The organism is Saccharothrix mutabilis subsp. mutabilis (assembly GCF_039521145.1).
Taxonomy (GTDB): Bacteria; Actinomycetota; Actinomycetes; order Mycobacteriales; family Pseudonocardiaceae; genus Actinosynnema; species Actinosynnema mutabilis.
Genome location: NZ_BAAABU010000006.1, coordinates 14,767 through 35,585 on the forward strand (window position 1 = coordinate 14,767; position 20,819 = coordinate 35,585).

Genomic DNA, 20,819 nt, shown 5'->3' on the forward strand with positions numbered 1-20,819 from the left:
GCGCGGCTTGCGCGCGGCTCGACAGTCGGGTCGAGCGGGGCGGCTATGCAACTAGTTGCACAGCGACCTGTTGCACATTACCGTTCGGTAGCATGGCGTTGGAGCACGCGATCCTCGTGTCCCTGGACGAACGGCCCGGCACCGGCTACGAGCTGGCCCGCCGGTTCGACAAGTCCATCGGCTTCTTCTGGGCCGCCACCCACCAGCAGATCTACCGCACCCTCAAGCGCATGGACGACCTGCGCTGGGTCACCGCCGAAGAAGTCGCCCAGGACGGCCGCCCCGACAAGAAGGTCTACCGGGTCAGCCCCGAGGGCCGCCAAGAACTCCAGCGGTGGCTGCGAGAGACGGGCGAGCCGGCCACCGTCCGGCACGACCTCGCCGTCAAGATCCGGGGCGCGTCACTGGGAGACCCCCGCGCCGTCGCCGAGGAAGTGGCCCGGCACCGGCGGCACCACGCCGAGCGGCTCGACGTGTACCGCGCCATCGAGAAGAAGGACTTCCCCGACCCGTCCGCCCTGCACGGACGGCGCCTGCACCAGCACCTCGTCCTGCGCGGCGGCATCAAAGCCGAAGAGGCGCTGCTCGAATGGTGTGACGAGGTGCTCGCGGCCATGCGAGAGGACGACCCCCGATGACCGACTACCCCCACCTGCTCCGGCCCCTGGACCTGGGCTTCACCACCCTGCCCAACCGGGTCCTGATGGGCTCCATGCACACCGGCATGGAGGACCGCGCCAAGGACTTCCCCGCCCTGGCCGAGTACTTCGCCGAACGCGCCCGCGGCGGCGTCGGGCTCATGGTCACCGGCGGCTTCTCCCCCAACCGCGCCGGCTGGTTCTACCCGTTCTCCTCCAAGCTCTCCACGAGCGGGGAAGCGCGCAGCCACCGGGTGATCACCGACAAGGTGCACGAGGCCGGCGGCAAGATCGCCGTCCAACTCCTGCACGCGGGCCGCTACTCCTACCACCCGCTGTCGGTCTCGGCGTCCGCGATCAAGGCGCCGATCTCCAAGTTCCGCCCCCGCGCGCTGTCCGAACGGGGCATCCGGAGCCAGATCGACGCCTTCGCCCGCAGCACCGCGCTGGCCCGTGAAGCCGGTTACGACGGCATCGAGATCATGGGTTCCGAGGGCTACTTCATCAACCAGTTCCTCGCCCCGCGCACCAACAAGCGCACCGACCGGTGGGGCGGCACCCCGGAGAACCGCCGCCGCATCGCCGTCGAGATCGTCCGCCGCTGCCGCGAGGCCGCCGGCGACGACTTCATCATCATCTACCGGCTCTCCATGCTCGACCTGGTCGAGGACGGCCAGACCTGGGACGAGGTCGTCGCCCTCGGCCAGGAGGTCGAGCGGGCCGGCGCGACGATCATCAACACCGGCATCGGCTGGCACGAGGCCCGCGTCCCGACCATCGTCACCTCGGTGCCGCGCGCGGCGTTCGCGGGCGTCACCGCGCGGCTCAAGCCGCACGTGTCGATCCCCGTCGTGACCTCCAACCGGATCAACATGCCGCAGGTCGCCGAGGAGATCCTCGAACGCGGCGACGCGGACATGGTGTCCATGGCGCGCCCCTTCCTCGCCGACGCGCAGTGGGTGCGCAAGGCCGAGTCCGGCCGCGTGGACGAGATCAACACGTGCATCGCGTGCAACCAGGCGTGCCTGGACCACACGTTCTCCCTGAAGAAGGCCTCCTGCATGGTCAACCCGCGCGCCGGCCGCGAGACCACGCTCAAGCTCCTGCCCACCCGCCGCGCGAAGCGGGTCGCCGTGGTCGGCGCGGGGCCGGCGGGGCTCGCGACCTCCGTCGCGCTGGCCGAACGCGGGCACGACGTGGAGCTGTTCGAGGCCGAGGACGACATCGGCGGCCAGTTCGCCATCGCGCGCCGCATCCCCGGCAAGGAGGAGTTCGCCGAGACGATCCGCTACTACCGCCGCCGCGTCGAGCTGACCGGCGTCAAGCTGCACCTGGGTCGCCGGGCCGGCGTCGAGGACCTGACCGGGTTCGACGAGGTCGTGGTGGCCACCGGCGTCACGCCGCGGGTGCCGGAGATCCCCGGCGTCGAGCACGCCCTTTCGTACGTGGACGTGGTGCGGGACGGCGCGCCGGTCGGCGCGAGGGTGGCCGTGATCGGCGCGGGCGGCATCGGGGTGGACGTCAGCGAGTTCCTCACCCACGCCACCTCCCCCGCGCTGGACCTGGCCGAGTGGCGGGCCGAGTGGGGTGTCGGCGACCCGGCGCGGACCCGCGGCGGGGTGGTCGCGCCCAGGCCCGCCGAGCCGGCGCGGCAGGTGTACCTGTTGCAGCGCAAGGAGTCCGGCATCGGCAAGGGGCTGGGCAAGACGACCGGGTGGGTGCACCGGGCGGCGTTGAAGGCCAAGCGGGTGAAGCAGCTGACCGGCGTGAACTACGAGCGCATCGAGCCGGGCGCGCTGCACGTCTCGTTCGGGCCGAAGCGGGAACGGCCGCGCGTGCTGGAGGTCGACACGGTCGTGGTGTGCGCGGGGCAGGAGTCCGTGCGCGACCTGGTGGACGGCCTGGCCGAGCGCGGCGTGGTGACGCACGTGATCGGCGGCGCCGACGTCGCCGCCGAGCTGGACGCCAAGCGCGCCATCGACCAGGGCACGCGCCTCGCGGCGACGATCTGAGACGGGAGAACCGGATGAACGCGGCAGAGCGGTTCCGCAGGGCGATCGAGGCCGGCGACTTCGCGGGGGCCACCGCGTTGTTCGCCGACGACATCACCTTCCACAGCCCGGTGAAGTTCCGGCCGTTCGAGGGCGTCGAGGTGGTCCGCGCCCTGTTCGGGGTGCTCCAGCGGACCTTCCAGGACTTCGAGTACGTCGGCCAGTACGACGGCGGGCCGGACGGGCACGTGCTGCGGTTCCGGACCGTGGTCAACGGCAAGCAGGTCGACGGGATCGACCTGATCCAGCTCGACGCCGACGGCCGGATCGGCACGTTCACCGTGATGATCCGGCCGCTGTCGGCGTTGACGACCGTCGGCGAGGCCATCTACGCGGGGCTGGTGGCGGACGGGGTCGTGTCGTGACGCAGGATTTGGGGTATGAGCCGACCCTTCACCGCCGAGCACCTGCGACGGTGGGAGGCGCCCACCGTGCCGGTCTGGGTGTACCGGGGCGTGCTGGTCGTGGGGTGGTGCGTGGCGTTCGGGTACGCCGTGTCCATCCCGGTGACCTGCACGCCCGCCTCCCCGTGCCTGCCCGACCCGGGGTTCTCGGTGGCCGTGGCGCTGGTGCTGGCGACGCCCGTGCTGCTGTGGCGCGAACCCGTGCTCGGGTGTTGCGCCGGGGTGCTGTTCGGGCTGTTGGAAGTGGTGTTCGAGGAGCACGACGGCATCCGGCTGGCGTTCCTGCTGCACGGCCTGGCGTGCGCGGTGGTGGCGTTGTGGCTGGTGGAGGCGCGGCGGGCGCAGCACCGGGTGTTCGGCGAGGTCAGCTCGGTGGTGACGGTGTCCCGGCCGCTGCCGCCGCGGTTCACCGGGCGGTCGCTGGTGGCCGGGGTGATGCTGGTCGTCGGGGTGCTCGCGTTCGTGCGCTACGGGGTGGTGGCCACGGCGCTGGCCGACCACGAGACGGCCGCGGTCGAGGTGCGCGCGCGGGTGCTGTCGGTCGAGGACTACGCGGTGAAGGTGGCGCTGCCGTCGGGTGAGCGGACGTTCCCGGTGCTCACGCCCGAGGCGTACGGGGTGGGCCGGTCGGTGCCGGTGCGCACCGACGGGGCGTGGGCGGAACTGGTGTCCGAGCCGGAGGACGTGACCTTCCCGTTGACCGTGATGGCCGTGGCGCTGGGCATGGCGGTCTTCCTGCGGATGCGGGACGTGACGGCGCGCCGGGCGGCGCAGCGGGTGCTGCACGGCCCGGCGCGGGCCGTGGAGGTGCTGGTGCGGGCCGACCTGCGCGGACGTGCCGTCCTGCACACGGTCGACGGCAAGCCGTTCGGGTCGATGCCGGTGTCGGGGCGGTTCGAGGACGACCGGATGCTCGCGGTGGGCGACCTGAGCCACGGCGGGTGGGTGGTGCTGGTGACGCCGGACGGCGCGCTGCTGCCGACCCGTCCGCTGCGCCCGTACCACCGGGTGCTGCCCAACTTCGACGACCCGGGCGAGGAACTGCTGGGCGTGGCCTTGGAGGTGCCGCCGCTGCCGATGCCGGTGCCGCCCTCCGACCACGACGTCCGGACCGCGCGGTGGCTGTTCCTGGCGGCGGTCGCGGCCACGGTGGGCGCGGCGTTCCTGCACGGTCCGGCGGTGCTCACGGTGCTGTGGACGGCGGGGACGTGCGCGGTGGTGGGCTGGCTGCGCGGCCGGCCGTCGGCGGTCTTCCACCACGACCACGCGCAGGTCCGGTCCTGGCTGCGGACCTACCGCGTGCCGTGGTCGGAGATCACCTCGATCCGCCGCGCGGACGACCGGCTGGTCCTGGAACTGGAGTCGGGCACCCGCTTCACCCTGGCCCCGAGCAGCCGCGACGTGGCCGAACTGGGCGCCATCGCCCGCCGCCTGCACGACCTGTCCCCGCACGGCGGCGAGGTGACCTCCCGCCTGGGCGGCGCGCTGCCGGTGGGCCTGGGTTTCCTGCTCGTGGCCGGCGCGATCTTGTGGCTGACGTGACGTGATCCGGCTGGGGCGGCCGATCGGGACGGCTTAGGCTGCGGCTCGTGGACTTCTTCACCGGGCCCGACACCAGGGCGGCTCAGGCGGCGGTCGAGGTGTGCACCGAGTTCGCCGAGCCGTGGTTGCGCAACCACTCCCTGCGGGCGTACTCGTGGGCGGTCGCGTACGGGGCCTCCGCCGGGATCGCCGGGTACGACGACGAGCTGCTCTACGTCGCCGCGCTCCTGCACGACCTCGCCCTCACGCCGTTCTTCGACAGCCACCGGATGCCGTTCGAGGAGGCCGGCGGGCGGCTGGCCAAGGTGTTCGCCGCCGGGGCCGGGTGGGACGCGGCGCGGCGGGAGCGGCTCGACGAGGTCATCGTCCTGCACATGCGCGACGACGTGCCGGCCGAGCGGGACCCCGAGAGCCACCTGTTGCAGGTCGCCGTCAGCGCGGACGTGTCCGGGCGGCGGTTGGAGCTGTTCACGCCCGAGTTCACCGCCGAACTGCTGGGGCGCTACCCGCGGCTGGGGTTCGCCGAGAAGTTCCTCGAACGGGCCGAGGACCAGGCCGTGCGCAAGCCCGGGTGCGCCGCCGCCGGGCTGATGCGCGGCGGGTGGCCCGACCGGGTCCGGGGCAACGGGCTGGACCGGTGACCCGCTGGACCGGCGGGGCGGGGGCCGTGTCCGATTCCGGGGACGTGGTGGGGTGGAGCGGGTCCCGGGCGTTCCTGTGGCGCGCCGGCCGGGTGGTGTGGCTGGGCGAGGGCTTCCCGGTGGGGCTGAACGACTTCGGCGTCGCGGTCGGCCGCGCGGTGTTGTGGCGGGTGCGGCGCTAGCCGGTGCGTTCGGCGTTCTCCGCGCGCATCAGGTCCTCGCGCGCACGCGCCACCCGGGAGCGGATCGTCCCGACCGGGCAGCCGCAGACCTCCGCGACCTCCGCGTAGGACAGGCCCAGCACCTGGGTCAGCAGCAGCGCCTCCCGGCGTTCCGGGGCCAGCCCCGCGAGCAGCACGTTCAGCTCCACCACGTCCTCGAAGCCCGTGGTGGGGCGGCGGGCGTCGGAGGCGTCGCGCACATCCACCGCCCACGCGATCGCCGGTCGGGCGCCGGCCGCGCGCAGGTGGTCCACGACCGTTCGGCGGGCGATCGACAACAGCCACGTCCGGGCCGACGAACGGCCCTCGAAGGCCGGCAGCGTGCGCAGCGCCCGCAGGTAGACCTCCTGCGTCAGGTCGTCGGCGCGGCCCGGGTCGGTCAGGTGGGCGACCAGGCGCCACACGTCCCGCTGGGTGGCCCGGACGAACCGCTCCAACGCGTCCCGGTCACCGCCGCCCGCCGCCATCGCCAGGGCCGTCACCGCGTCGTCGTCGCGTTTGATCGACACGGCACCGAGGCTAGACCACGGCCACTTCCGGGAACTTCCGCGTCCCCGCGGACGACAAAGGTGGTTGTGGACTGCGGAACCTGCCGGGAGGCGTTGTCGGCGCGGCTGGACGGCGAGGAGGAGCCGGTGGAGGCCGCGGCCGTCGACGCGCACCTGTCCGGCTGCCCGGCGTGCCGCGCCTGGTCGGAGCACGCCGCCACGCTGACCCGGGCGCTGCGGCTGCGCCCGGTGGTGGCCGTGCCCGACCTGACCGACGCCGTGCTGGCGCAGGCGCCGACGACCCGCGGCTGGTACCCGAGGCTGGGCCTGGCCGGGGTCGCCGTCGCGCAGGTGACGCTGGGCCTGTCGCAACTGCTCGGCGCGAACCCGGCCGCCGCGCACGGCGCGGGACACCTGTTCAACGAGAGCACCGCGTGGAACCTGGCCCTGGGCCTGGGTCTGCTGTGGACGGCGCTGCGCCCGCGCGCCACGTCGGGGGTGCTGCCGGTCGTGGCCGGGTTCGTCGCGGTCGTGGGCGTCTACTCGGTCCGGGACCTGGCGGGTGGCGTCGTGTCGGTCGAGCGGGTCACCTCGCACGCGATCGTGTTGCTCGGGTTGCTGCTGCTGGTGGTGGTGCACCGGGGCCGGCGCGACCCGGACGGCGGACGCGCCGTCGGCGACCCGCCGCACTCACCGGACCTGCCGGACGCGCCGGACCTCCCGGGCGGCCCGGCGCGCTCGGGACCGCCGCGACGCCCGCACCTGCGCCCGGTGGGACGACGACCAGCGGCGTGACGGGTCCAGGGCCAGGCCGCTCCCGGTTCGAGGGCGGCGACCCGGCTGCGGACCGCCGGCGCGTGGCTGTTCTCTTCTGATCGATTGATCGGTTCCTGATTGACTTGACCTTCGCCCGAACGAACGATCCTCCCAGTCGAGATCAGGCGGAGGACCGGTGCGCGTACTGCTGGAACCACTCGACGGCCGCGCGCAGCGGCGCGTCGACCGGGCCGAGTCCGGGGTACCAGGGCTTTTCCCATTCGAGGGACACCCAGCCCGCCCAGTCGGCCAGCGCTTCGGCGCACTCCCGAAGCGGGACGGCTCCTTCGCCGGGTGGCACGGGGGTGGTGTCGGTCGCGCTCACCGCGTCCTTGACCTGGAAGTACGCCAGGTACGGGCCGAGTGCGGCGCGGGTGTCGGCCGGGGTCTCGCCGTGCCGCCACGGGTGCAGCGCGTCCCACAGCACCGCCACCCGGTCGGGGTCCTCGAAGGGCCGCACCAGACCGACCGCTCCGGTTCCGGTCGGGTGGGTGTCGTGGGTTTCCACGAGCAGTCGCACGCCCGCCGCGCGCAGGTCCGGGAGCACGGCCGCGATGCGCGGACCGGCCGGGGCGTCGCCGCCGGGGAAGACGCGGAGGTTGGGCGCGCCCAAGCGGGAGGCGAGGTCGATGAGGGCGCGCAGTTCGGCCACCACCGGCTCGTCCGGGCCGGGCGCGCACACCTTGGCGTAGCCGGCGAGGCAGGCGGCCTCCACCCCGGCGTCCGCGAGGGCCGCGCGGGCCGCCCGGTGGTCCATGTCGGGGTGCACCTCGCCGTGCACGCGGATCTCCAGGCCGTGACAGCCGGCGTCGGCGGCGAGCCGGGCCGCGTCGGCCAGCGACCGGTCGGGGGTTCCTAGCGTGCTGAGGGCCATGCGCCTGGGTTCCACGCGCCGCATCGTGAAAGCGCTTTCCACATTTTGTCAAGGGCAGGGGTCATGACCGCGTTCACCGTCGAGGACGGGCAGTTCGTGCGCGACGGACGGCCGCACCGCGTGCTGTCCGGCGCGTTGCACTACTTCCGCAGCCACCGGGCGCAGTGGCCGCGACGGCTGTCGGTGTTGCGCGGGATGGGGTTGAACACGGTCGAGACGTACGTGCCGTGGAACCTGCACGAGCCCCGGCGCGGCCGGCACCGCGACCTGGACGCACTGGGCGCGTTCCTGGACCTGGCCGCCGCGGAGGGGTTGGACGCGATCGTGCGGCCCGGCCCGTACATCTGCGCGGAGTGGGAGAACGGCGGGTTGCCGTGGTGGCTGTCGGGGCCGCTGCGGTGCGCGCACCCGGACTTCCTGGCCGACGTCGACGCCTGGTTCGACGTGCTGATCCCCGAGGTGGCGGCGCGGCAGGTGACGCGCGGCGGGAACGTCGTGCTGGTGCAGGTGGAGAACGAGTACGGCTCCTACGGTTCGGACCAGGCGTACTTGGCGCACCTGCGCGACGGCTTGGTGCGACGCGGGATCGACGTGCCGCTGTTCACGTCGGACGGCGGCGAGGCGCTGTTCCTGACCGGCGGGACGGTCGACGGGGCGCTGGCGACGGTGAACTTCGGCAGCGGCGCGGCGGCCCAGTTCGGCGAGCTGCGCCGGCACCGACCGCGGGACCCGTTGTTCTGCATGGAGTTCTGGGACGGCTGGTTCGACCACTGGGGTGACCGGCACGTGGTCCGCGCTCCCGAGGACGCCGCCGCGGCGCTGGACGAGGTGCTGGCGGCGGGGGCGTCGGTGAACCTCTACCTGGCGCACGGCGGGACGAACTTCGGTTTCTGGGCGGGCGCGAACGCGGGTGGCGAGGTGCACGACGGCGCGTACCGGCCGACTGTCACGTCCTACGACTACGACGCGCCGATGGACGAGGCCGGCAACCCGACCCCGAAGTACTGGGCCTTCCGCGAGGTGATCGGCCGCTACGCCCCACTCCCACCCCCACCGACCACACCCACCTCCACCACACCCACCACGCCAGCCACCCCCACCCCCACCACGCCAACCACGCCCGCCTCCACCGCGCCAGCCACCCCCACCTCCACCGCGCCAGCCACACCCGCCTCCACCGCGCCAGCCACCCCCACCTCCACCGCGCCCACCTCCACCACTCCCACCTCCACCGCGCCGGAAGCAGCGCCACCCACCCTGCCCGCGCAAGCCGTCCCCCTCACCCGGTCCGTGCGGCTGTTCGACGTGTTCAACAATCCCACGATCCAATCGCCGCACATTCCCACGTTCGAACAAGTCGGCCAGCACCAGGGCTTCCTGCTCCACCGCACCACCATCCCCGGCCCACGCCCGCCCCTCCCCCTCCGCCTGCGCGACCTCCGCGACCGCGCCCAGCTCTACGTCGACGGCACCCACCAGGCGACCTACTCGCGAGCCGCCGACCCCCAAGCCGTCGAGACCACCGAAGTCCCGGGCGGGGTCACCGTCGAACTGCTGGTGGAAGCCATGGGCCGGATCAACTACGGGCCGCTCCTGGGCGAGCACAAGGGGATCGTCGGCGGCGTCCTGCACGAGCGCCAACACCTCCACGGCTGGGAAACCACCCCGATCCCACTGGACGAACTCCCCCACCTCCCCTGGAACACCGACGACCACAACACCGACGCCGGAACCACTGGCGGCGGAGCCACTAGCGACCACGCCTACGGGCCGCTGTTCCTCGGCGGCACCCTCACGACCAACGAACCGCGGGACGCCTACCTCGACATGACCGGCTTCACCAAGGGCGTCGTCTGGGTCAACGGCTCCTGCCTCGGCCGCTACTGGCACATCGGTCCACAAAGGACCCTCTACCTCCCCGAACCCCTGCTGCACCAGGGCGACAACGAGATCGTCGTCCTCGAACTGCACCCCGACGCGAGCCCGCGGTCGGTCACCGTCAGCCCCCACCCCATCCTCGAAGGAGACCCACGATGACGTTGCGCGTAGCGATGAACGGCGTGACCGGACGCATGGGCTACCGCCAGCACCTCACCCGGTCGATCCTCGCCATCCGCGACCAGGGCGGCGTCCCGCTCACCGGCGGCGGGCGCGTCGAGGTCGAGCCGATCCTGGTCGGGCGCAGCGCTGAAAAACTCGCGGAACTGGCCGCCCGCCACGGCATCGCGCGCTGGACCACCGACCTGGACTCCGCGCTCTCCGACGCCGACGTCTACTTCGACGCCCAGGTCACCACCGCCCGCGCCGACGCCATCAGGCGCGCGATCGAGGCCGGCAAGCACATCTACACCGAGAAGCCCACCGCCGAAACCCAGGCGGACGCCGTCGAGCTGGCGCAACTGGCCGACAAGGCGGGCGTGAAGCACGGCGTCGTGCAGGACAAGCTGTTCCTGCCCGGCCTGCTCAAGCTCAAGCGCCTGCTCGACAGCGGGTTCTTCGGACGGGTGCTCAGCGTGCGCGGCGAGTTCGGGTACTGGGTGTTCGAGGGCGACTGGCAGGGCGCGCAGCGGCCGTCGTGGAACTACCGGGCCGAGGACGGCGGCGGGATCGTCATGGACATGTTCCCGCACTGGGCGTACGTGCTGGAGAACCTGTTCGGGCGCATCGAGAGCGTCACCGCCAAGGCCGTCACGCACATCCCGCGCCGGTGGGACGAGTCCGGCGCGCCTTACGCCGCCACGGCCGACGACGCCGCCTACGGCCTGTTCACGCTGGAGGGCGGCACGATCGCGCAGATCAACTCGTCGTGGTGCGTGCGCGTGGACCGGACCGAACTGGTGGAGTTCCAGGTCGACGGCACCCACGGCAGCGCGGTCGCCGGCCTGCGCAACTGCAAGGCGCAGCACCGGTCCGCGACGCCCAAGCCGGTGTGGAACCCGGACCTGCCGGTGACCGAGCGGTTCACCGACGACTGGACCGAGGTGCCCGACAACGGCGAGTGGGACAACGGGTTCAAGGTGCAGTGGGAACGCTTCGTGCGGCACGTGGTGGACGGCGAGCCGTTCCCGCACGACCTGCACTCCGGCGCGCGCGGCGTGGCCGTGGCCGAGGCGGCGCTGAAGTCGTCGGCGGAGGGCGTGACCGTCCGGCTGTGACGAACCGGGGTGACCGGGCCGCCCCCCGGTCACCCTCCGAACCACCCGGCCACGTCGAGCCGGAAGAACGCCGCCGGGACCATGGTCCGCAGGTCGCCCTCCAGGTCCCGCACCCGTTGCGGGCCCAGGGCCGCCGCCCACTCCGCGCGGATCTCCTCGAAGATCGCGGCGGACCGGTTGAGGACGTCCAGGCCGCGCGGCGTCAGGTGGACGATCTTGCGGCGGGCGTCGGCGGGGTCGTCCTCGCGCCGGACGTACCCGAGCGCCTCCAGCCGGTCCACGGTCTTGCCCGCCGCCTGCTTGGACACGCCCAGCCGCCGCCCGACCTCGCTGGCCGACGCGCCGCGCACCCCGATGGCCTGCAGGGCGAACCCGTGCGCGGGCCGGGCGTCCGGGTGGCCCTGGCGGGCCAGCTCGGCGTGCAGCCGGTCCACGATCGTCCGGAAGCCCGCGAACAGCAGCAACGGCAGCTCGAAGCCGTGCCCGTCGGCATCGCCCTTGCCAAACTCGACAACCTGGTTTACGTTTTGGTCAACCACGTTGTCGAGTTTACCCCGCGAAGGACGCGCATGTTCGCCGAGCACACCCCGGAAACCGCTCCCACCACCGCCCGCCGCCTCCTGGAGGCCACCACCGCGAAGCTGGGCTACCTGCCGGCGGCGGTCGCCCGCATGGCCAACTCCCCGCACGCCCTGGAGGCGTTCCTGAAGACCAGCGCCATGTTCGAACAGACCACGCTCGACCCGCTGGCCCGCGAAGTCCTGATCATGACCGTGGCCACCCGCAACGGCTGCCACCTGTGCGTCGCGATGCACACCGCCAAGCTGACCGGCCTGAACGCCGACCGGTCCCTCATCACCGCGCTGCGCGAAGGCAAGCCGTTGGACGACCAGCGCCTGGAGGCGGTCCGGGCGTTCACCACCGAGGTCCTCGACACGGCCGGCGCGGTGTCCCCCGAGGCCCTGGAAGCGTTCGTGGCACAGGGTTTCACCGCTCAGAACGCACTGGAGGTCGTGATGGGCATCGGCGTCTACACCCTGTCCACCTTCGCCAACCGCCTCACCGACGCACCCATCGACCCTCCCCTGGCCTCCTTCGCCTGACCCGCTACGCGAAGGCGTGGCGACAAGGCGAGAGCAAGTCGGCCAAGCGGTCGACGGGCAGCGCGGGGGAACGCCGACCCAGCCGGCCAACCGTGGTCTCCGCCGCCACCAGGGCGTTGAGCACCGCCTCCTCCACCGCGTGCACGACGGCGGCAAAGAAGTCGTCCATGCGGTTCCACGGCACGTGCTTGAGCATGTCGTACCCGGGCGTGCCCTGCGGGAAGGCCGACGGGGTCAGCGAACCCGCGTTGCCGGTGGAGAAGGCCAGGAAGATGTCGCCGGAGAAGTGCGAGCCCGTCGTTCCCGTCCGGGCCAGGCCCAGCGGGACGCGGCGGGCCAACGCCGTGCACTGGCCGGGCAGCAGCGGCGCGTCCGTGGCGACGACGACGATCACCGACCCCGCGCCCGGCGGGAACTTCCAGTCCGAGTCCTCGATGGGGTTGTCGTCGGTCAGCCACTGCCCCACCGGCACCCCGCACACGGTCAACTCGCGCCGCGACCCGAAGTTGGCCTGCACGAACACCCCGACCGTGTAGGTGTCCGGTCCATAACCCACCAACCGCGACGACGTGCCGCTGCCGCCCTTGAAGGCGTAGCAGTTCATGCCGGTGCCGCCACCGACGCTGCCCTCCGCCACCGGGCCGGGCGCGGCGGCCTCGATGGCGGCGACCGCGTGCTCCGGCCGGACGTGCGGACCGTTGATGTCGTTGAGGTACCCGTCCCACGTCTCGGCGACCACCGGCAGCAACCACTGGTCGGCGACACCGGGGTGCTCCCGGGCCATCCAGTCGATCACGCCCCGGTGGCACGGGCCGACCGCGTGCGTGTTCGTGATCAGCACCGGCAGCCGCAGGGCGCCGGTCTCGGACAGCAACGCGGTGCCGGTCATCTCCCCGTTGCCGTTCAGGGAGAACCAGCCCGCCGCGCACGGGTCGTTCACCCCGTCGTGCCCGCGCGGCAGGACGGCGGTGACGCCCGTCCGGACGTCCTCGGCCACCAGCGTCGTGTACCCGACCAGCACACCGGGCACGTCGGTGATGGCGTTGTCCGGCCCGGTCCGGCCGGGCAGCCGCAGTCCGAGGTCACGCGCGCGCATCAAGCCTCCAGGTCGCATCGGGTGGCGTCGCAGGCGTGGGCGACCAGCATCGCCTCGGCCTCCGCGACGGTGAACGTCGGCACGGCGTGGGTCAGGTGCAGGCCCAGGCCGTCCTCCAGGGCGACCAGGCCGCGCGCGATGGTGGTGGCGTCGCGGGTCAGGTCGAACACGCCGGTCGCGGCGCCGGCCTCCAGGATCGCCGCGTACAGCGCGACCTGCCGCTCGCACAGCCGGATGTGCTGGGCGGCGTAGGCCGGGTCGCGGCGGGCGTAGGCGCCCAGTTCGTAGATCAACACGCACAGCTCGTCGTCGCGGCCGGTCGGCAGGCCCGCGCGGATCGTGGTGAGCAGTCGCCGGCGCGGGTCCGGCTCGCGGCGGGCGGCCTGCTCGCGGGCGACGCAGAAGCGGTCGATCGCCTCGCGCTGCACCTCGAACAGCAGGTCGCCCAGGTTCGGGAAGTAGTACAGGACCGACCCGGTGGACATCTCGGCCCGGTCCGCGACGTCGCGCAGGCGCAGGTCCAGCACGCCCCGCTCCAGCACGGCCCGCCGGGCGGCGGCCACCAGCTCCTCGCGCTTCTCGTGGGCGCGGCTCGGTCTCGGCATGCGGCCGATTCTTCAAGTGATCTTCAAAGAACGCAAGTCGATCTCGCCTCGACTATTGACGAACGTCCGGCCGAGTTCTTTGATGTCCAGTCAAAGAACTCGGCGAAGGAGACCGCCATGCCGGACCGGTCGTCGTCCCAGTCGTCCCCGTCGTCCCAGCGGTCGGCCCCCGCGCTGCGGCGCGGGTTGAAGGTGCTCGGCACGCTGCTCATCACGCTGTCCGCCATCTCGCCCGCGTCCTCGGTGTTCATCATCGCGCCGGGCGTGGTGGGGCAGGCGGGCAGCGGCGCGTTCTGGAGCTTCGTGGTCGCCGCGGTGGTCGGCGTGTTCATGGCGTTCGTCTACGCCGAGCTGGCCTCGGCCTACCCGCTCAGCGGCGGCGAGTACGCCATCGTCGCGCGCACGCTGGGCCGGCTGCCCGGGTTCGTCACCCTCGGCCTGCTGCTGGTGACCCAGCTGCTGATCATCGCCGTCATCGCGCTGGGCGTCGGCACCTACCTGGAAGTGCTGTTCCCGGGCCTGAACGGGCCGGTCGTCGCGGCCGTGGCGACGGCGGGCGCGACCGTGCTCGCGGTGTTCGACATCAAGCTCAACGCGTGGATCACCGGGATCTTCCTGGTGATCGAGCTGGCCGCGCTGGCGGTGGTCAGCGCGCTGGGCCTGCTCGACCCGGCCCGGCCGCTGGGCGAGCTGCTGACCGAACCGGTCAACGCCGCCGGCCCGGTGTCCTTCGGCGTGATCACGGCCGCGGCGGCGGTCGCGATCTTCTCCTACAACGGCTACGGCTCGGCGGTCTACTTCGGCGAGGAGACCACCGACGCGCACCGCGGCATCGCGCGGGCGATCCTGTGGGCGCTGGCGATCACGGTGTGCGCCGAGCTGGTCCCGGTGACGGCGGTGCTGCTGGGCGCGCCGTCGCTGCCGGAGCTGTTCGCGGCCGACAACATGATGTCCCACTTCGTCGCCGGGCGGGCCGGGTCGGCGGTCAACACGGTGGTGAGCCTGGCCGTGGCGCTGGCGATCCTCAACGCGGTGCTGGCGATCATCCTGATCACGTCGCGGATGGTGTTCAGCACCGGGCGGGACACCGCGTGGCCGGGCACGGTCAGCCGGGCGCTGGCGGCGATCCACCCCGGCACCGGGACGCCGTGGGTCGCGACCGTCGCGACAGGCGTGTTCGCGACCGCGTTGTGCTTCGCGGACAAGGACTTCCTGCTCGTCGTCACGGCCACGTCCATCGTCGCGGTGTACGCGGCGCTGTGCCTGGCGGTGCTCGCGGGCCGCCGCAACGGCACCACCGCGCACGCCGCGTACCGGATGCCGTGGTTCCCCGTCGCGCCGGTGCTGGCGCTGGGCGCGCTGGCGTACGTGGTGTGGACGAACTTCCTCGACCCGGTGGTGGGGCGGCCCAGCCTGGCGATCACCGCGGGCATCGGCGTGGTGGCGGCGCTGTACTACGCGCTGGTCGTGCGGCGGCGCGGGACGTGGGTGCTGAAGGGACCGGAGGACCCCGCGCCGGCCGACACCGCGCCGCGATAGCGTGTCGCGCGTTCCGTGCGGAGGGAAGGACGGGGATGCGACGACCGGCGTGGGCGGGTCCCGAGATCGACCTGGAGATCGTCGAGCCGGGCGCGGGTAGCACGCTGTGACCGAGGTCGTCGCCGGGCGCTACCGGCTGGTGGAACGGCTCGGCGCGGGCGCGATGGGCGTCGTGTGGCGCGCCTTCGACGAGCGGCTGCACCGCGAGGTGGCGGTGAAGCTGCTCGTCGTGCCGCCGGGCGCGGACGCCGGGGAGGCCGTGGCCCGGGCCGCCCGCGAGGCCCGCATCGCCGCCCGCCTGCACCACCCGAACGCGGTGACCGTGCACGACGTGGTGACCGACGGCGGCGTGCCCGTGCTGGTGATGGAGCACGTGGCGGGGCGGTCGCTGTCCGGTGTGGTGCTGCCGGTGGCCGACGCGGCCCGGGTCGGCGCGCAGGTGGCGTCGGCGCTGGCCGCAGCGCACGCGGCCGGGGTCGTGCACCGGGACGTCAAGCCGGGCAACGTCCTGCTGACCGGGGACGGGACGGCGAAGATCACCGACTTCGGGATCGCGCGGGCGTTCGGGGACGTGACCGTGACGCGGACCGGCGTGCTGGCCGGCACGCCCGCGTTCCTGGCCCCGGAGGTGGCGCGCGGCGGGTCCCCGGGCACGGCCTCGGACGTCTTCGCGCTCGGGGCGACGCTGTACGCGCTGGTGGAGGGCCGCCCGCCGTTCGGGGACGGCGACAACGCCATCGCCCTGCTGCACGCGGTCGCGGCGGGCCACTTCCCACCGCCGACCCGGGCGGGAGCCCTGGCCCCGGTGCTGCTGGACCTGATGCGCACGGACCCCGCCACCCGCCCCACGATGGCCGAAGCCGCCGACCGCCTCCGAGCGGCCACGGGCCTGCCGCAAGCCGGGCAGGCCCAGGCGGCGGTGGGCGCAGCGCCGGCCGCGCAGCCACACCCCACGCCGCCGGCCGGAGCGGGCGCAGCCCTGCCCGGCGCGCTGCCGGCGGGGCAGCCGAGCGCCCGCCCTGCCGCTCCCCCGCCGACCCGGATGGACCTCGGCGCGCCCCCGGCCGGGACCCGCCTCGAACCGCACCCCGCCGCCCCGCCGCGCACCAACCGCACGTTGCTGCTGGCCGGCGCGGCACTGGCCGTCGCGGTCGTCGTCGTGGTGGCCGTGCTGGCGAGCCGGGGCGACGAGTCCCCCGCCGCGTCCCCCACCACGACGACGACCTCCGCCAAGCCCAAGCCCACGACCACAACCCCGACCGTCGACAGCCGCGCGCTCGAACGCACCGTCGCCGAGTACTACAAGGACCTGCCGAAGAACAACAGGTCCTGGCGGGACGCGGACAAGGTCGAGATCACCACCCAGCCCAAGGCCGACAGCCCCACCACCGTCGTCATCGGCATCGAGTACGAGCGCAAGGGCAAGCACCGCGACACCCACCGGGTCACCGTGGTCGACGGCAGGGTCACCGGCATCGAGGTCGTCTCCTCCGAACGGATCGGCGGCGGCAAGAAGGACGACGACGACGAGTGACTCTCAGCGCCGCCGGGGCTGGCCCAGCGCCGCCGGCGGGGTGTTGCCGGCCGTCGCGCCCTCCGCGTACTGCGGCGTCACGATGAACACGAACTCGTGCACCCGGTCCGCCGCCAGCTCGTCCACGACGTACGACTCGCCGATGCGGATGCCGTGCCGCATCAGGAACTCCTGGTGCACCGGGAACGCCGTCCCGTCCTCGTTGACCGGGTTGCCCAGCACCTCCAGCGCCCACGTGTCGCCGCCGACGATCGCCGGCCGCGACCGGGCCAGCCAGCGCGCCTCGCGCAGGTAGATGCCGGGCAGCCCGCGCGCGCCCTCCCAGCGGGCGATGTCGGCCGGGTCGCGGCGGGCCAGCAGCTGGTTCCAGCCGGTGTGGAACAGGACCACGTCGCCGGGTTCGATGCGGTCGATCCCGCCGAACTCCATGGCGTCCTTGATGTCCTCCACGGTGATGCGGTAGTTCTCGCGCAGCAACGGCTTGCCGTTGCTCGCGGGCTCCGCCAGGTCCGCCACGCGGTCGCGGGCGAGCTTCACGCCCAGCACGTCCAGCAGCACGCCGCGCGTCACGACCGGGCCCATGTTCTCCGCGCCCAGCGCGGTGGTGCCGTGCGGGCGGGCGATGTCCGGGCCGCGCCGGCCGTTGTAGAAGAACTCCGCCGCGCCGACGTGGTTGAGGTTGTCGGTCTGCGAGCCGATCTGGTAGGTCGCGGCCAGCGGCTTGGCGTGCTTGGGCGAGAACTCCGCCTCGAACCGCTCCTCGTGCACGCTGATCTTGTTGACGCCCAGCGGTTCCAGCGCGACCAGGATGCCGCCCTGCTCCACGAACCCCGGCGGCGGCGGGTAGCCCCAGATGGTCAGCCGCTGCTCGTAGGTGCGGCGCGGGTCGGTGCGGAAGGCGGGGAAGCCGTTCCACATCAGCTCGCCGAGGTTGTAGGTCTTGACCTCGCGGCGCGACTTGAGCACGGCCAGCGCGGCGGCGGTCTTGGCGGGCGTGACCTCGTTGAGCGCGCCGCGCTGGTCGTCGGGGCCGTAGCGGCTGGGCGCCCAGTCGGCCAGGTTGGCCGGGTCGGCGTAGTCGAACGGCGTGTCGTCGAGCCTGCCCGCGGTCGGGGTGTCCGGGGCGGCGGTGGCGGAGGCGGTCGGGACGACGGTGGCGGCGAGGCCGGCGGCGCCGGCCAGCTTGAGCAGGTCACGGCGGGCCAGGTGGTTGCGCAGCAGGTCGGGGTTCACGCCTGAGCAGTACCGGGCGGGTCGCGGTCAGCGCAACGCACGTCACCTCAACGCGGTAACGGCGTGCTCCCGGAACGCCGCCGTCGCGCCGTGGGTCGCCCGGCGCGGCCACACCAGGCGCACGGTCACGGTGGTGGCGTCGGCCAGCGGCAGGTAGCGGATGTCCGGGTGCGGGTGGCTGTGCCCGGTCGCCTCCGTGGTCACGCCGACGGCCTCGCCGAGCGCGATGGTGGTCAGCCACTCGTCCACGCCGGGCACCTCGAACGTGTCCGGCCGCAGGCCCTCCGGCCACAGGTCAGCGCTCGTGGTCGCGGCCGTCGAGCACAGCGCCACCGGCTCGCCGGCGAGGTCGGCCAGGTGCAGCACTTCCTTGTCCGCCAACGGGTTGCCGTGCGGGACCGCGGCGATCCGGCGTTCCCGGTACAGCAGTCTGGACACCAGGCCGGTGTCGGACGGCTTCGCGCGCATGAACGCGATGTCCACCTCGCCCTTGCGCAGGGAGTGCTCGGGGTCGTCGCACCGCCGCACCCGCACGGGCGTATCGGGACGGGCCGCGCGCCAGCCGCGCAGCAGCGGCAGGGTGTGCCGGCCCAGCGCCGCCCAGCCGAAGCCGACGCGCAGCGGGCGCGGCCCGGCGGCGGCCTCGGCGAGGGCGTCGTCGAGCTGGGCGAGGATGCGGTGGGCGTGCTCCCACAGCCGCCGCCCGGCGTCGGTGAGGGCGAGGCTGCGGGTGGTGCGCTCGACCAGGCGGGTGCCCAGGCGCTGTTCGAGCTGGTCGAGCGTGCGCGACAGCGCGGGCTGGCTGACGTGCAGCGCGGCGGCGGCGTCGGTGATGGTGCCCTCGTCACCGATCGCGGCGAGCGCCCGCAGGTGCCTCAGCTCGACATTCATGACTGTGGAGCATAAATGCGCCGCGGGAAGCATTTCACACCGAAGCTCGGCGTCCCTAGCGTTCCCGGTATGAAGATCCTCCTCATCGGCGCTGCCGGCCTGATCGGCGCGGCCGTGCACAAGACCCTCACCGACCGCGGGCACGACGTGCTGACCGTCGGCCGCTCGTCGGGCGAGCTGCGGTTCGACGTGACCGACCCCGAGCGGGTCGGCGCGCTGTACGCGGCGGCGGGCCCGGTGGACGCGGTCGTCAGCGCGGCGGGCGACGTGCCGTTCAAGCCGCTGGCCGACCTGACCGCCGACGACTTCCGCGCCGGGTTCGCGGGCAAGGTGCTCAGCCAGGTCGAACTGGTGCGGCAGGGGTTGGCGCACGTGAAGGGCTCGTTCACGCTGATCACGGGCGTGCTGGCGCGCGAGCCGATCGTCTCGGGCTCGGTGGCGTCGCTGGCCAACGGCGCGGTGGAGGCGTTCGTGCGGGCGGCGGCGGTCGAGATCGCGCCGCTCCGGGTCAACGCCGTGAGCCCGACAGTGGTCACCGAGGCGTTGGACGCCTACGGCGACTTCTTCCCCGGCATGCCGCCGGTCGACCTGGCCGCGGTGGCGCAGGCGTACGTCCGTTCGGTCGAGGGCCCGCTGACCGGGCAGGTGTTCATCCCCTGACGCGAGCCCGGTCGAGCACTCGAACACCGGGGTGCCGACCCGGTTAACCGGCGGCTTCCCGGCCGCGCCGGCGACCTGCCAGACGGCCCCGGCCACCGGCGCGGCGCCAGCGGCCGGGGCCGCGACCGGGCCGAGGCGGGCGGCCTGCGCGGGGCACCGCCAACGGGTGATGTGGTGGACGCCGCATCACGTAACGGCCACGGCTCCTTGCCTCTTTCTTAGGCTAGCTTTACCTTTGCTGCGCTTCGACCGCCTGGGGGGTGAGTCCGAGGAGGACGCGCAGTGATCCGTCGCGCACGCACCGCAGCCGTGGTGCTCGCAATGCTGGTCGCCCCCGTTGCCGGGTGCGGCTCGGAGGGTGGTGGCGAGGACGCCCTCGTCATCTACTCCGGCCGCAACAAGGAGCTGGTCGGCGGGGTGCTCGACCAGCTCCAGCAGGCCACCGGGGTCAAGGTCGAGGTCCGGTACGGCAGCAGCGGCGAGATGGCCGCCCAGCTGCTCGAAGAGGGCGAGCGGACCCAGGCGGACGTGTTCTTCTCGCAGGACGCCGGCGCGTTGGGGGCCGTCGCCGAGCAGGGGCGGCTCGCCGAGCTGCCCGCCGACGTCCTCGACCTCGTGCCCGCCGCGTACCGGGCCGACGACAAGCGGTGGGTCGGGACGTCGGCCCGGGCGCGCGTGGTGGCGTTCGACCCGCGGGTGGTGGCCGAGGCGGACGTGCCGAACAGCCTCGACCAGGTCGTGGACCCGAAGTGGAAGGGCAAGGTCGGCTACGCGCCCACCAACGCGTCCTGGCAGGCCTTCGTCACCTCCGTGCGCGTGCTCAAGGGCGAGGAGTACGCCAAGGACTGGCTGAAGAAGTTCGCCGCCAACGACCCGAAGCGCTACGACAACAACATCGCCATCCTCAACGCCCTCAACGACGGCCAGCTCCCCATCGGCCTGATCAACCACTACTACTGGTACGCCAAGGTCGCCGAGAACGGCGCGGACGCGGTGAAGGTCAAGCTGCACCACGTCTCCGGCGGCGACCCGCTGGGCCTGGTCAACGTGGCCGGCGCGGGCGTGATCGCCGGATCGGACAAGGCCGACGCCGCGCAGAAGGCGGTCCGGTTCCTGCTGTCCGAGCAGGCGCAGCGGTACTTCGCCGACGAGACCGCCGAATACCCCGCCAACCCGACCGTGAAGTCCGGCAAGCACCAGCTGCCGCCGCTGACCGACCTGCACGGCCCGGACATCGACCTCTCCAAGCTCTCCTCCCTCCAGCAGACGCTCGCGCTGCTCCAAGAAGCGGGGCTGTCCTGAACGGCCCCCTGCGGGCCGCGCCGACG

General features: G+C 73.1%; 21 protein-coding genes. 14 read left to right on the plus strand and 7 right to left on the minus strand.

Annotated features, from left to right (window positions below):
- Positions 1-92 precede the first annotated feature (92 nt).
- From ABD126_RS16195 to ABD126_RS16220, 6 genes are read left to right on the plus strand one after another with little or no spacing between them, the layout of a single operon-like run.
- Positions 93-638, plus strand: coding sequence for a PadR family transcriptional regulator (locus tag ABD126_RS16195; RefSeq protein ID WP_343934666.1), 546 nt, complete (start codon positions 93-95; stop codon positions 636-638).
- Positions 635-2,650: an oxidoreductase gene (locus tag ABD126_RS16200; RefSeq protein ID WP_343934667.1), complete on the plus strand. Its 2,016-nt coding sequence runs from the start codon at positions 635-637 to the stop codon at positions 2,648-2,650. Before ABD126_RS16195 ends, ABD126_RS16200 begins: the two co-directional genes overlap by 4 nt.
- 14 nt (positions 2,651-2,664) lie before the next feature.
- Positions 2,665-3,054 (plus strand): nuclear transport factor 2 family protein, encoded by a 390-nt coding sequence (locus tag ABD126_RS16205; protein ID WP_343934669.1) that lies wholly within the window; start codon positions 2,665-2,667, stop codon positions 3,052-3,054.
- Positions 3,055-3,069: 15 nt separating this feature from the next.
- Positions 3,070-4,635, plus strand: coding sequence for a PH domain-containing protein (locus tag ABD126_RS16210; RefSeq protein WP_343934670.1), 1,566 nt, complete (start codon positions 3,070-3,072; stop codon positions 4,633-4,635).
- Positions 4,636-4,682: 47 nt separating this feature from the next.
- Complete coding sequence (locus ABD126_RS16215; protein WP_343934671.1) at positions 4,683-5,276, plus strand: HD domain-containing protein; 594 nt, start codon at positions 4,683-4,685, stop codon at positions 5,274-5,276.
- Positions 5,273-5,458, plus strand: coding sequence for a hypothetical protein (locus tag ABD126_RS16220; protein WP_343934672.1), 186 nt, complete (start codon positions 5,273-5,275; stop codon positions 5,456-5,458). Before ABD126_RS16215 ends, ABD126_RS16220 begins: the two co-directional genes overlap by 4 nt.
- Here the strand turns inward: ABD126_RS16220 and sigC are convergent.
- A complete protein-coding gene (gene sigC / locus ABD126_RS16225; protein ID WP_343934673.1) occupies positions 5,455-6,006 on the minus strand; it encodes an RNA polymerase sigma factor SigC in 552 nt (183 codons plus the stop codon). The two genes, ABD126_RS16220 and sigC, sit on opposite strands and share 4 nt — an antisense overlap.
- A gap of 66 nt (positions 6,007-6,072) precedes the next feature.
- On the opposite strand from sigC, the gene ABD126_RS16230 reads away from it, so the two are divergent.
- Complete coding sequence (locus ABD126_RS16230) at positions 6,073-6,780, plus strand: zf-HC2 domain-containing protein (protein ID WP_343934674.1); 708 nt, start codon at positions 6,073-6,075, stop codon at positions 6,778-6,780.
- Positions 6,781-6,922: 142 nt separating this feature from the next.
- Here ABD126_RS16230 and ABD126_RS16235 read toward each other — a convergent pair whose 3' ends face one another.
- Positions 6,923-7,690 (minus strand): sugar phosphate isomerase/epimerase family protein, encoded by a 768-nt coding sequence (locus ABD126_RS16235; protein WP_343934675.1) that lies wholly within the window; start codon positions 7,688-7,690, stop codon positions 6,923-6,925.
- A gap of 48 nt (positions 7,691-7,738) precedes the next feature.
- On the opposite strand from ABD126_RS16235, the gene ABD126_RS16240 reads away from it, so the two are divergent.
- A complete protein-coding gene (locus ABD126_RS16240; RefSeq protein WP_343934676.1) occupies positions 7,739-9,712 on the plus strand; it encodes a glycoside hydrolase family 35 protein in 1,974 nt (657 codons plus the stop codon).
- Entirely contained in the window at positions 9,709-10,830 is a 1,122-nt protein-coding gene (locus ABD126_RS16245) for a Gfo/Idh/MocA family protein (RefSeq protein WP_343934677.1), read from the plus strand. Before ABD126_RS16240 ends, ABD126_RS16245 begins: the two co-directional genes overlap by 4 nt.
- A gap of 29 nt (positions 10,831-10,859) precedes the next feature.
- Here ABD126_RS16245 and ABD126_RS16250 read toward each other — a convergent pair whose 3' ends face one another.
- Complete coding sequence (locus tag ABD126_RS16250) at positions 10,860-11,369, minus strand: MarR family winged helix-turn-helix transcriptional regulator (RefSeq protein ID WP_343934678.1); 510 nt, start codon at positions 11,367-11,369, stop codon at positions 10,860-10,862.
- Positions 11,370-11,399: 30 nt separating this feature from the next.
- Here ABD126_RS16250 and ABD126_RS16255 point away from each other — a divergent pair, with 30 nt between their 5' ends.
- On the plus strand, positions 11,400-11,933 hold the full coding sequence (locus ABD126_RS16255) for a carboxymuconolactone decarboxylase family protein (RefSeq protein ID WP_343934679.1): 534 nt from the start codon (positions 11,400-11,402) through the stop codon (positions 11,931-11,933).
- Positions 11,934-11,937: 4 nt separating this feature from the next.
- Here the strand turns inward: ABD126_RS16255 and ABD126_RS16260 are convergent, their stop codons facing one another.
- Positions 11,938-13,029, minus strand: a complete 1,092-nt coding sequence (locus ABD126_RS16260) for a DmpA family aminopeptidase (RefSeq protein WP_343934680.1) — start codon at positions 13,027-13,029, stop codon at positions 11,938-11,940.
- Positions 13,029-13,634 (minus strand): TetR/AcrR family transcriptional regulator, encoded by a 606-nt coding sequence (locus ABD126_RS16265; protein ID WP_343934681.1) that lies wholly within the window; start codon positions 13,632-13,634, stop codon positions 13,029-13,031. The genes ABD126_RS16260 and ABD126_RS16265 overlap by 1 nt, the downstream gene beginning before the upstream one ends.
- 117 nt (positions 13,635-13,751) lie before the next feature.
- Between ABD126_RS16265 and ABD126_RS16270 the strand changes: the two genes are divergently transcribed.
- Together ABD126_RS16270 and ABD126_RS16275 are read left to right on the plus strand one after the other, a co-directional pair.
- The gene (locus ABD126_RS16270; protein ID WP_343934682.1) at positions 13,752-15,173 is read left to right on the plus strand and encodes an APC family permease; all 1,422 of its coding nucleotides are present in this window, start codon (positions 13,752-13,754) and stop codon (positions 15,171-15,173) included.
- A gap of 106 nt (positions 15,174-15,279) precedes the next feature.
- Complete coding sequence (locus ABD126_RS16275; RefSeq protein ID WP_343934683.1) at positions 15,280-16,707, plus strand: serine/threonine-protein kinase; 1,428 nt, start codon at positions 15,280-15,282, stop codon at positions 16,705-16,707.
- Positions 16,708-16,710: 3 nt separating this feature from the next.
- Here the strand turns inward: ABD126_RS16275 and ABD126_RS16280 are convergent, their stop codons facing one another.
- Both ABD126_RS16280 and ABD126_RS16285 read right to left on the minus strand, forming a co-directional pair.
- Complete coding sequence (locus ABD126_RS16280) at positions 16,711-17,940, minus strand: cyclase family protein (RefSeq protein ID WP_343934684.1); 1,230 nt, start codon at positions 17,938-17,940, stop codon at positions 16,711-16,713.
- Positions 17,941-17,982: 42 nt separating this feature from the next.
- Positions 17,983-18,831 (minus strand): LysR family transcriptional regulator, encoded by an 849-nt coding sequence (locus ABD126_RS16285; protein ID WP_343934685.1) that lies wholly within the window; start codon positions 18,829-18,831, stop codon positions 17,983-17,985.
- 69 nt (positions 18,832-18,900) lie between these two features.
- On the opposite strand from ABD126_RS16285, the gene ABD126_RS16290 reads away from it, so the two are divergent.
- Both ABD126_RS16290 and ABD126_RS16295 read left to right on the plus strand, forming a co-directional pair.
- Positions 18,901-19,491, plus strand: coding sequence for a short chain dehydrogenase (locus tag ABD126_RS16290; protein ID WP_343934686.1), 591 nt, complete (start codon positions 18,901-18,903; stop codon positions 19,489-19,491).
- Positions 19,492-19,773: 282 nt separating this feature from the next.
- Positions 19,774-20,793 carry an iron ABC transporter substrate-binding protein gene (locus ABD126_RS16295; RefSeq protein ID WP_343934687.1) on the plus strand — a complete coding sequence of 340 codons (1,020 nt, stop codon included), beginning with the start codon at positions 19,774-19,776 and terminating at the stop codon, positions 20,791-20,793.
- Positions 20,794-20,819 lie beyond the last annotated feature (26 nt).

Bases quoted from the DNA above. Each gene is read 5' to 3' on its own strand.
- ABD126_RS16270 (WP_343934682.1), top strand. From the start codon at position 13,752: ATGCCGGACCGGTCGTCGTCCCAGTCGTCCCCGTCGTCCCAGCGGTCG.
- ABD126_RS16255 (WP_343934679.1), top strand. From the start codon at position 11,400: ATGTTCGCCGAGCACACCCCGGAAACCGCTCCCACCACCGCCCGCCGC.
- ABD126_RS16265 (WP_343934681.1), bottom strand. From the start codon at position 13,634: ATGCCGAGACCGAGCCGCGCCCACGAGAAGCGCGAGGAGCTGGTGGCC.
- ABD126_RS16205 (WP_343934669.1), top strand. From the start codon at position 2,665: ATGAACGCGGCAGAGCGGTTCCGCAGGGCGATCGAGGCCGGCGACTTC.
- ABD126_RS16260 (WP_343934680.1), bottom strand. From the start codon at position 13,029: ATGCGCGCGCGTGACCTCGGACTGCGGCTGCCCGGCCGGACCGGGCCG.
- ABD126_RS16290 (WP_343934686.1), top strand. From the start codon at position 18,901: ATGAAGATCCTCCTCATCGGCGCTGCCGGCCTGATCGGCGCGGCCGTG.
- ABD126_RS16240 (WP_343934676.1), top strand. From the start codon at position 7,739: ATGACCGCGTTCACCGTCGAGGACGGGCAGTTCGTGCGCGACGGACGG.
- ABD126_RS16200 (WP_343934667.1), top strand. From the start codon at position 635: ATGACCGACTACCCCCACCTGCTCCGGCCCCTGGACCTGGGCTTCACC.
- ABD126_RS16285 (WP_343934685.1), bottom strand. From the start codon at position 18,831: ATGAATGTCGAGCTGAGGCACCTGCGGGCGCTCGCCGCGATCGGTGAC.
- ABD126_RS16195 (WP_343934666.1), top strand. From the start codon at position 93: ATGGCGTTGGAGCACGCGATCCTCGTGTCCCTGGACGAACGGCCCGGC.
- ABD126_RS16245 (WP_343934677.1), top strand. From the start codon at position 9,709: ATGACGTTGCGCGTAGCGATGAACGGCGTGACCGGACGCATGGGCTAC.
- ABD126_RS16210 (WP_343934670.1), top strand. From the start codon at position 3,070: ATGAGCCGACCCTTCACCGCCGAGCACCTGCGACGGTGGGAGGCGCCC.